1 protein-coding gene (only partly in view) is annotated in these 13,120 nt (G+C 35.0%); it reads right to left on the bottom strand.

The features are described from left to right. The coding region annotated (locus tag HN894_03125; GenBank protein ID MBT7142304.1) for a hypothetical protein crosses the window boundary (this coding region is incomplete at its 3' end): on the bottom strand, positions 1 to 13,120 show 13,120 of its 35,576 nt. The annotated region continues 22,456 nt past the right edge of the window.

Below are 13,120 nucleotides of genomic sequence, written 5' to 3'. Positions count from 1 at the left end.
TCTGTAATTGTAACTGAATAAGTTCCAGCAATTAGGCCAGAAACATCCTGAGAAGTTTCAGTATTCGACCATTCGTAAGAATAATCTGTGGTTCCGCCAGAAACTGAAATATCAATAGCTCCATCTGCAAATCCATTGCAACTTACATTTGTTTGCGATTCAAAAGCTATGGCAAGAACATCAGGTTCGGTAATTGTAAATGATTCTGTATCTGTACAATTTTGCGAATCTGTTACTGTAACTGAATAAGTTCCAGCAACCAAAGCAGAAATATCCTGTGAAGTTTCAGAATTCGACCATTCGTAAGAATATGGACTAGCGCCTCCTGAAACAGAGACTGAAATTACACCATCATTTTCATCATAACAAGAAATTTCATTATCAAGATTTATTGATGCAATAATGCTACAATCTATACTTGAGAAGGTAGATGGGCCAGCCCAACTACTTTGCGTGATACCACAATTTGCTCTAACATACCAATCATAATTTGTATTAGAGCTCAAACCGGAAATCTGATGTGGGTTGTCTGTAGAACCCGATACCATAGTACCATTTCCTTGTGTAAATCCGGCAGGTCCCCACTCAATATCCCAAGTGGTAGCACTACCGTTTTCTGTCCAACCAAGTTCAACTGTAGTAGAAGTAATATTTGTTTCTGCTAAAGCAGAAGGCGTACTACAAGCTATATCTGTGGTAAAGGTACTTACGGCTGTCCATGAACTATAATCTCCACTTCCACAGTTTGCTCTGACATACCAATCATAAGTGGTATTTTCATTTAATCCTGATAAACTATATGGATTATCTGCGGTTGCAGTTACCGTCGTACCATTACCTTGAGTAAATCCAGTTTGCCCCCACTCAATATCCCATGCAGTTGCTGTTCCGTTTTCAGTCCAGAAAAGGTCGGCACTAGAAACTAATATATTAGCTTCGGATTGACCATTCGGATCGTAACATTCATTTGGAGTAGATTCGTTCGATGGATTTCCAGCAGAAGAATCAGAATTATGATGGGTTGAACCAAAATTAAATTCACAAACATGAATCCTATAAGTAGTTAGCGGATTTAGTCCTGAAACAGTTACAGAAGTACCTGTTCCTCTATAAATACAATGCCATCCGCTTAGCCCAATTTGTCCACCCAACTGGAATGAAGTATTCGGCAGATAAACTATATTATCTATTGGTAAAGCCGTTCCTATTGAACCTTCAATCATAAATACTAAACAACTATCTCCATTACCTCTTGTCCATTGAATATCTAATTGGCTTGTTGTTACATTTGCAAACATCACATTTATTGCTTGTGTGTCAGGATACATATTATATTCGTCTGCTCCAAGATCAGGATTAATTAAATCTCTTGCCTCGCCATCAATATCTATGGTGATTTCAGCAATTGGGATTGCATAAGCATCACATGCTCCTGAATTTGCATGCAAATCAATATTAGAATTGAAATATGGATCTGCAGAAATTGAGTGAATATCTTTTGAAGTTATAGATTGCCATGCTGACAAATCAGGATAATTTCCATTCCTGTATCCAAAGTAGCTTGTTGTAGAATATAAATTATTGTAATCGCTTGAAGTAATATTAGATGATGAATTTGTATAAATTACATAACCTCCATAAGTATCTTTTGTATTTGCAAAAATATTATTCTGAAGTTCAATATTACTACCTGAATTAAAGCGGACTGCACTTGCATTAGTTAAATAACCATCATTAAGATTCACAGAATTGTAATAAACTTTCAAATAATTTGTAGAATTTGTGTAAATTCCAAAACTACTTGTAACTGAATTATTACATGATATGGAATTATTGTAAACCATTAATTCATTTCCATTTGTTCCATCGCATTCGCTTAAGTATAAACCATAATTACTTGATGTAGCAAACACTGTAATACTATTATTTGAGAAAGTACTTGAATAATCGCAACGCATAGCATAAATTCCATATTGAGTAGAATTTGCACTAATTGAATTAGTAGAAATAACATTTCCATTTACAGTAAGAGTGTCCTGATAATAAATCATCATACCATAATAATGGCAATTGCTGATGGTATTGTTAATGATTTGATTGTTTGATTCATTATTTGATATGCTTCCGTACATTTGAATTGCATATGAACCATTGTTAATAATATTATTGCTGATAGTAATATTGTTATTATTTGAACCATTTGCGGAATATATCAAACTTTGAATAGAACTTGTTGAATTTCCGTAGATACCGTTCAAAGTGTTAGATTCGATTGTTATATTGTGGCTTCCGTCCAATAAATCAAAAATTCTACCATAGCTAAGATCGAATGCAGTAAATGTAATATTATTGAAGATAACATAATCTGCACCAGCAAATTGTACAATATAATTGTTTGTGCTGTTTGCTGAATATGAAATTGTAACATTTGCTGAAGTGTCAGGCTCAAATGTAACTGTATTTGTAGCAGAAGAACCAGTAATATCTATAATCGAAACTTGTTCGTTGTAAGTACCGGTCCTAATTTTGAAAATAACGGCATCGGCAACAGGTCGCACGCTTAGAGCATAGACGGCATCGGAAATTGTAGCAAAATCGGGATTGGTTCCACCAACATAATATATACCTGCAAGAGGAGTAATTTCAAACTCATCGGCTCCAATATCAGGCGTTGAGACATCTCTGTTTTCCGCATCAAAATCTGTTGTAATACCAGCAATTGGATTTGCTGTTCCGTCTAAGGCAAGAGCATATGTATGCAAATCTGTATCTGAGGCAAACAATGGATTAACAGAAACAGAATTAGCATCTTTTCCGCTAGCCGTCTGCCAGTTTGCCAGATTTGCACGAGATCCTGACCAGTATCCGAGATAATTACCATTAGTAAAGAGATCATTATAATCGCTGGCAATGATATTAGAACTGCTATTGGTATAAATTGCATATCCTGCAGACGAAGCACTAGTACTTGCCAAAATGTTGTTTTGAAGTGATATGTTACTTCCGTATTCAAAATAACATGCGGCTGAATAATAACTATACCCGTCGGTAATATTAACCGAGTTGAAATAGATATTCAGATAGCTTGAGTAATTTGTGTAAATACCTCTACTTGTAGAGCCACCATTATGACTGGTGATGAAGTTATTATCAATTGTGATCTTCTCACCCGAAGTACCATCTGAGTAATATAGATAGATTCCGTAGTTATTGCTATTTGAATAAAGTCTGATTGTATTTCCGGTAAACTGTGAACTATTATCGCAGTTTGCCGCATAAATACCGTATTGAGTACTATATCCGCCTGTTGTTTTTGCTAAAATTGAGTTTCCAGAGACAAGCACAGAATCCTGATAACGCAAGTACATTCCTTCGTAATAGAAATCCTGAATAGTGTTATTAACAATTAACATTTCAGACTCCAAATTCGAGCTATTAGTTCCATTCAGATATAAACCATATGAACCATAATTGATAATATTGTTCGAAATTGTAATGCTATCATTACCTGTTCCAGATTCGGAGTAAACTGGAATAATGTAAGAACTGGTTGAGCTAAGATTTAAACCGTTGATAATGTTATTATCAATGGTAATGTTATCGCTGCCATCTCTAAAGTCGAATATTCGTCCAAATGAGCTTCCTGTTGCAGTAAGCGTAAGATCACTGAAAACAATATTATCGGCGCCATCGAATTGCACAATGTAATTGTCGGTACTAGTAGGTGGATAAGTAATTATTACAGGCACTCCGTTTTCTGACTGGAATGATACACTATTTGTTGCTGACGAACCTTGAATATCGTCAAGAGAAATTTGCTCGGTGTAAGTTCCTTCACGGATATTGAAAGTTACTGCAGCAGATATACCTTTTGTGTGAAGAGCCAAAACAGCAGTACTTAGAGTTTCGAAATCGGGATTTATACCACCAATTGTATAAATTCCGGCAAGTGGAGTAATTGTATATTCATCGGCACCAATATCAGGATTAGTGGCATCTCTTATTTCACCGTCGTAATCTTCACTAATAACACCTATTGGTTGTCCTAATCCATTACAGGCATCTGTCAGCAAGTGCAAATCTGTTGCAGAAGTAAACACCGGATCAACTGAAATTGAATTCGAATCAACTCCTTTTGCCGATTGCCAGTTGGCCAAATTTGAATAGTAGCCTGACCAATAAGCAAAATGATTCCCGCTTGTGTACAAATCATTATTATCAATCAAGTAATTACCTATTGTGTAGAAATAAAATGCAAAACCGTAATAAGTGGTATTTACAAAAATATTATTTTGAATGGTGATATAATGACTACCTCCGTAAATATACATTGCACTTGAATTTGAACTATACCCATCAGTAATATTAACTGAGTTGTTGTATATCTTTAAATAATTACAATATACATTATAGATTCCAAAACTAGCCGTACTTGCATTTTGACATGAAACAAAATTATTATCTATAATATTCTCCGTTCCTAAAGTTGCGTAAGAGCGATCAATTTTTATTCCTGTGTTATTATTACTTGCATACATCTCAATATTATTTCTGCTAATACGCACAGAACCATCACACATATAAGCATAAATTCCAACTTGTGTGGAATTGCCACCACTCGTTTTTCCGATAATACTATTTGTAGCAATCAAAGAAGAATCTTGCCATAGAATATAAATTCCTCGATAATGGAAATTTTGTATAGTATTTCCACTAATTACAAGATTTTTGTCCGGATTTGTCTGACTTTCTGCTTGTAAATATATACCATACGAGCCATTATTAATAGTATTATTTATTATTGAAATACTGTCGTTTGAAGCAGAGCTTTCTGATAAAATAGGACTCGAAGTATGATAAGTGTAGCCATAATCAGAACCATTTAGAGTATTATTTCTGATAACTATATTATTGCTTCCATCGCCAAAGTTTACACATGCTCCATTGTAATAATTACCAGTGTTTGTGAGTGTAAGGTTTTGAATTACAACATTGTCACCACCATTTAAGCCGAAGATATAATTCTCCACTGAGCTTGGTGTATAAGTAACTACCACCTGAGCAGTATCCTCTGCCTGGAAAGTAACAGTATCAGTTACCGACGAGCCTCTAATTTGGCTTATCGAGACTTGTTCGTTATATGTTCCGCTACGAATATTGAAGCTAACTGCTGCCGATATACCTTTCGTTTGTAATGCAAAAACTGCATCTGTAATAGTTGCAAAATCAGGATTTGTACCGCCAATAGTGTAAACACCTGCAAGTGATGTGATAGAATATTCATCGGCACCTATATCAGGATTCGTAGCATCACGTATTTCACCATCAATATCAGTTGTAATGTTTGCAATTGGGTTTCCTGTTCCATCTCCTTCAAGCGAAACAGCATGTAAGTTAGTATCCGACAGAAAATATGGATTTACAGAAAATGAATTCGCATCCTGCCCGGAAACCGATTGCCAGTTTGCAATATTTGATCTGTATCCTGAATAATATCCCAGATAAGAACCTTCTGTATAAATATTATTGTAGTTACTACTAATAATATTCGTGCTAGAACTAGTGTAAATTGCTAAACCATAAGAACTACCTTTGGTATTTGCAAATATATTATTTTGTAATTCAATATTACTTCCATAATATAAATAAATAGCACTTGAATAGTGATAATAGTATCCATCTGTTACATTTATTGTGTTATTATAAATGTCAATATAATCACAATTATATATATATGCTCCATATGAGTAATAACTAGAATTATTTGTAGAAATAAAGTTATTACTAACTAAAGTTTTATCATTTGAATTTCCATCGCAATTATACAGGTACAAGCCATAATTAGAAGAAGTTCCATTTACCCTTATATCGTTTTTCGAAAATTCGCTTGAATTTTGACAATAGTATCCATAAATACCATAACTATAGCTATAGCCTCCTGTTTCTTTAGCCCTTATTGTATTTGAAGATATAGTAAGAGTATCCTGATAATAGATAAATATCCCCATGTAATGATAATTACTAATAGTATTGCCGCTAATAATATTGTTTGACTCAGGATTTGATGAATTGTAACCCTGCATATATATGGCATATGAACCATAATTGAATGCATTATTATCAATTATTATATTATTATTACTTGTTCCGGAATTTGAATACAACAGGATCATATTACTGCTTGTAGATGTGGTGCTTACGCCACTTATCACATTATTCTCAATATTAATGTTATTGCTACCGTCTTTAAAATCGAATACCCTGCCATAAGATGAGCTTGTAGATGCAAGACTAAGGTTTTTGAATGTTACATAATCTGCACCGTCGAACTGCACAACATAATTTTCATAATATGTTGGTGCATACGAGATGCTTACATTTGCAGAAGTATCGGGCTGGAACGTTACGGTATTTATTTCAGAAACTCCGTAAATTGTAGATATCGAAACCTGCTCGTTGTAAGTTCCTGTGCGGATATTAAATGTAACTTCTCCGGCTACCGGCCTGATTTCAAGTGCATAAACAGCATCTGTGATTGTAGCAAAATCGGGATTTGTACCGCCAATGGTGTAAGCTCCAGCAAGTGGTGTAATACCAAACTCGTCGGCACCCATATCAGGATTAGTAGCATCTCTCACATCTCCATCAATATCTTCTATTACTGATGCAATTGGGCTTCCCTGACCGTCGCAGGCTACCGATTGAGAATGTAGGTCGGTATCGGAAACAAAATATGGATCGTGAGTTACAGAATTTGCATCTTTTCCGCTTGCCGACTGCCAGTTGCTTAGAGTAGAACGTGATCCGCTCCAGTATCCAACATAATATCCTTCGGTATATAAATTATTGTAATCGCTGGCAGTAATATTCGATGTGCTATTTGTGTAAATAGTATATCCGTAAACACTCGATTTTGTAAATGCCAGAATATTATTTTGCAGCGAAATATTACTTCCATTTACCAGATACAGCACTCTTCCACTATAGTAGTTTCCGTCTGTTACATTTACACTATTGTTGTAAAAATGTATGTAATTACTATAGTCAGAATAAATTCCATAGCTTACATAACCCGAGTTTTTATTAGAAACAAAATTGTTTATCAACTGAAGTTCGTTACCAGAAGTTCCGTCACAATAAGATAAACGAATACCATAATTGTATGAACCGGCAGTCACACTGATTTTATTTCCTAAAATTACACCTCCATTATCAACATATGATAAATGCAATCCATATTGTGAGCTATATCCACCACTTGTTTTAGCTGCAATAATATTAGAAATAACAGAAACTGATTCTTGATTACGCAGGTATATTCCCGCATAATGATAATCCTGAATTGTATTACCGCTAATAGTAAGTCCTGAATCAAGCTCTGATGTACTTGTCCCATATAAATACAATCCGAAAGAACCATAATTTAAAGTATTATTGCTTATTGTAATTGAATTGTTTGAAGTGGCGGTTGCAGAATAAATTATGACAGAATAATGAGATGTTGAATTATTATTTAATCCGTTCAGAGTATTTCCGTCTATACTTATGTTGTAGCTCTCGTCTTCGAAATCGAATATCCTACCATAGGTAGAACCGGTAGCTGTGAAAGTAAGATTACGGAAAGTAATATAATCGGTATTGTCGAACTGAACAATATAATTTTCAGAACTTGTAGGAGCATAGCTAATTATAACTTCTGCAGAGCTATCAGGCTCAAAAATTACTTGTTTGGTTTCTGAGACTCCGTAAATAGTACTAATCGAAACTTGTTCGTTGTATGTTCCGCCTCTAAGTCTGAAAATAACCGAATCGGAAATTCCCATGTATTCAGCAGCCTTTGCAGCTTCGCCAATTGAATTGAAATCGGGGTTTGTGCCACCAATATAATAAACTCCAGCGAGAGGTGTTCCATCAAATTCATCAGCTCCGATGTCGGGATTTGATCCATCGCGTACATCTCCATCAATGTCGTCGGTGATGCTTGCAATTGGAATTGCCTGCCCGTCGCAAGCTGCTGCATAGGCATGAAGGTTGGTGTCGGAAGCAAAACCCGGATCAGAAGAAACTGAGTTTGCATCTTTACCACTGCTTGTCTTCCATGCCGACAAATCTATCCTATTTCCCGACCAGTATCCCAAATTTGATCCTTCAGAATATAAGTCATTATAATCGCTTGCAGAAATATTTGAGGTACTGTTTGAATAAATTGCATAACCTCCCGATGTTTTCGTATTTGCAAAAATGTTGTTCTGCAATGTGATGTTATTTCCACTAGTTGCGTAGAATGCATATCCATACGATGAATTACCATCGGTAACATTTACCGAGTTGTGATAGAAATTTATGTAAATATTGTTATTAGAATAAATTCCATAACTGTATGAGGGTGAATTGTGACATGAAATGAAATTATTGATTACCTGGTTTTTATTTGTGGATGTTCCGTCACAATAATAGAGACACAAACCATAGTTTGTAGAAGTGGCATTTACCCTGATTTTGTTTTTTGTAAACTCACTTCCATTATCGCAATAATGTGCAAAGACACCATATTGCGTGCTATTTCCACCTGTCGTTTTTGCATATATTTCGTTTGAGCTTAATTGGAGTGAATCGAAAGAGTGGAGGTAGATTCCATAATTATGGAAATCATGTATCGTGTTATTGCTAATTACACAAGCTTCCTCAAGATCTGATGTACTCTTACCATACAGATACAATCCATACGAACCATTATTTATTTCATTATTCGAAATTGTTAGATGGTCGTTTTCGGTAGAAGAAGCTGAGTGAATTACTGCTAAGCCGAGACCCGTTGCTGTTGTAACAATACCATTTATAGTATTGCTATCGAGAGTAATATAATGGCTTCCATCTTTAAAATCAAACACTCGTCCATAACTTGTTCCGGTAGCCGTAAATGTCATATTTTTAAATGTAACATAATCGGCACCATCGAACTGCACAATATAATTATCTGAGCTGGTTGGCTCGTATGTTATTGTAACCGAAGCAGTATCGTCCGGCTCGAATGTAACAGTGTTCGTTTCCGAAGCTCCGTTAATATCAACAATAGAAACTTGCTCGTTGTAGGTTCCTGTTCTGACTCTAAAAATTACTGAATCGGCTACCGGCAACATTTTCAAATCGAAAACAGCTTCGGCAATAGTTTCATAGTCGGGATTTAAGCCACCAATTGTGTAAATTCCTTCGAGAGGAACAATGGTGTATTCATCCGCACCAATATCCGGATTTGTAGCATCACGTGCTTCGCCATCAATATCAGTAGTTATTTCAGCAATAGGTGTTCCTGCATCATTGCAATATTGCGAGTATGAGTGCAGGTTGGTATCGGCTGCAAAATATGGATCTACAGAAACTGAATTTTGGTCTTTACCAGTGTAGCTTTGCAGTGCAGAAAGATTGGTTCGGTTTCCTCCCCAGTATGCCAAATAACTACCTTTTGTGAACAGGTCGTTATAATCGCAGACAGAAATATTCGAAGTGCTATTTGTATAAAGAGCCTTGCCACCTGAAGTTTTCGTATTTGCGAGAATATTGTTTTTAAATTCAATATTGCTTCCATTGGTAGTGTATGCTGCATAGCCATATGATGAATTCCCGTCTGTTACATTCACAGAGTTATTATATGATTTTACATAATTACTTGAAGTATAATAAACTCCATAACTATTAGAGCTTGAATTAAAACATGAGATGAAGTTGTTTTTTGCAACAATTTCGTTTCCTGAACTTGCATCGGAACTGAGAATGTATAATCCAACATTATAATTATAAGCATATACTTTTATATCGTTTTTTGAATATACACTAGAACTATCGCAATAATATGCTTCAATTCCTACCTGCGTGCTATAAGTATTACTTGTTTCTCCATATATTTCATTTTCATAAACAGTAATAGCATCCTGATAGTATAGTCTGACACCATAATAATAAAAATTCTGAATTGTATTACTATAAATGACATTTCCGGTTTCCAAAATAGAAGTATTAGTCCCGTAGAAACAGAAACTATGCGATCCGTAATTAATATCATTATTTGCGAAAACGATATTATTATTGGATGTTCCTGGTCCGGAATAAATTGTTGCAATATTACTACTAGTTGATGCAACATCTAATCCATTTATAGTATCACCCTCAATTGTTATATTATGGCTACCGTCCTTAAAATCCAAAACTCTACCATAGGAACTGCCTGTCGCAGTAAGTGTTAAATTTCTGAAAGTAACATTATCGGCACCATCAAATTGTACTACATAGTTTTTAGAACTTGTAGGAGCATAAATTATGGTTACAACTGCATTGGTATCAGGTTCGAAAACTACGGTGTTTGTATCATTAACTCCATAGATAATACCAATTGAGATTTGCTCGTTGTATGTTCCTGTTCGGACTTTGAAAGTTACATCATCGGAAATTCCCTGATAGTAGGCATTTGCTACAGCTTCTGTGAAGGTCTCGAAATCGGGATTTACTCCACCGATAGTATAAACACCGGCCATTTGTGCAAGCGAGAATTCATCGGCACCAATGTCGGGATTCACTGCATCTCTCGTTTCATTATCAATATCGTCGGTAATACCTGCTATTGGCATTGCCTGTCCATTGTTTCCAACATAAAATGAATGAAGGTCTGTTTCTGAAATAAACAAAGGATCGGAAGAAACAGAATTAGCATCTTTTCCACTTCCTGATTGCCAGTTAGATAAATTTGTGCGAATTCCTGACCAGTAGCCAAGATATGAACCTTCGGCATATAAATTATTGTAGTCGCTAACTAAAATATTAGAACTACTGTTTGTATAAATAGCATAACCACCGGAAGTTTTTGTGTTTGCAAAAATATTATTCTGTAACTTAAAATTGCTGCCAGAGTTTAAATATAATGCACTACTCGAAGTGTTTCCATCACTAATATTTATAGAGTTATATTGTAAATTCCAATAGTCGCTAGCTGTAAAATAGATACCATATGTAGTAGATGATGAACTATGGGTTGAAATGAAATTATTGATTAGCTCACATTCACTACCCAATGTTCCATCGCTATTGGACAAATATATACCATAATTATATGAACTGGCATTTACTCGAATCTTGTTCAGCGAAACTAAACTTGCATTATTAATATAAGAACCATATATACCATATTGATAACTATATCCACCACTCGATTTTGCGTAAATCTCATTTGAGCTAATTTCAAGAGAATCAAAATAATATAAATATATTCCCTGATAGTAGAAATTATGAATAATATTGTTTGAGATAATGCAGGCTTCTTCATAGTTGGAAGTACCAACTCCATAAAGATAAATCCCATAAGAGCCATTATTTATCTCATTGTCTGTGATTGTAATATTATCATTGTCTGTTGATGAACTTGAGTAAATCACTGCTAGATTTACACTATTTGATGTAGTTGCGTATCCATTTAGTGTGTTTCCATCAATAGTAATATGATGGCTTTCGTCGAGCAAATCAAAAATTCTACCGTAAGAGGCAGAGTTTGCCGTTAAAGTAAGATTCCTGAAAGTTACATAATCGGCACCATCGAATTGTACTAGATAGTTGTGCGTACTGGTTCCTGAATACGATATAGTAACCTCGGCGCTGGTATCAGATTCAAAAACTACATAGTATGTAGCAGAAACACCAAGTATTTCTTTAATAGAAACCTGCTCGTTGTATGTTCCTGTTCTGATACGGAACACAACCGAATCGGATACACCAAAACGGTTAAGGTCGTTTACAGCATCGGCAATTGTAGGATAATCATAATTTTCTCCGCCAATGTAATAAATTCCTGCAAGGGAAATGTCAACATAATCGAACTCGTCGGCACCAATATCTGGATAATTCGCATCTCTTGCATCACCATCAATATCAGTTGTAATGGATGCAATTGGATTTGCTGTACTATCAACAACTGATGAGCGTGCATGTAAATCTGTATAATAAAGATACCATGGATCGGAGGAAACAGAATTTGCATCTTTACTACTTGCCGATTGCCACTGTGCCAAATTTGTCCTATTTCCCGTCCAATATCCAAGATTAGTGCCTTCGGTATAAAAGTCATTATAATCACTTGATATAATATTGCTTGTGCTATTTGAATAAATTGCATAACCACCCTGGTAATCCTGCGTATTTGCGAAAATATTGTTTTTAAGTTCAATATTACTTCCGCTTGCTGCATAGATTGCACTACCACCACTAGAACTGCCGTCTGTAACATTCACTGAATTATAATATATTTTAATATAATTGGAACTTGTAGGGAAAATTCCATAGCTTGTACTACCTGAATTGTGATTTGACACAAAATTGTTTGATACAATAATTTCGTTTCCTAAAGTTCCATCACAATAATACATGTATAAGCCATAGTTATAAGAGCTTGCAAACAGTTTTATTATGTTTTTGGAGATATTACACGCATTGTCGCAATAGGTCAAATGAATACCGTAATTATGACTGTATCCATTACTGGTTTTAGCTATTATCTCATTAGAACTGATTGAAATAGAATCCTGACCGTAGAAGTATAATCCCATATAGCTAAAATCATGAATTGTGTTATTTATAACAACATTGTTATTTTCCAGATTAGTATAATTAGTTCCATATAAATAGATTGCATATGAACCGTAGTTAATATCATTGTCAGAAATTGTGATATTATTGTTTGAGGTTCCTGAGGCTGAATAACATACAATAGTATTTGTACTTGAAGATGTAGTGTTTATACCATTAATCGTATTTCCTTGAATAGTAATGTTATGGCTTTCGTCAAGAAAATCGAAAACTCTACCATATGAAGTACCAGTTGCTGTGAATGTAAGATTTTGGAAAGTAATATAATCAGCGTCATCAAACTGAACAATATAATTGTCGGAGCTTGTAGGTTCATATGTAATAGTAACTTCTGCTGATGTATCTGGCATGAATGTAACAGATTTAGAACTCGAGGTGTAATATACTTTCTGAATGCTTAATTGCTCATTGTAGGTTCCTGTCCTTATTAGGAAAGTTACACTATCAGAAACAGCATTACTGTTAATATCGGCAATAGCCTCGCTAATTGTTG

The organism is Bacteroidota bacterium, assembly GCA_018692315.1.
Taxonomy (GTDB): domain Bacteria; phylum Bacteroidota; class Bacteroidia; order Bacteroidales; family JABHKC01; genus JABHKC01.
Note: the sequence above shows the minus strand (reverse complement) of the source record. Positions and strands in the feature narration are given on the sequence as shown.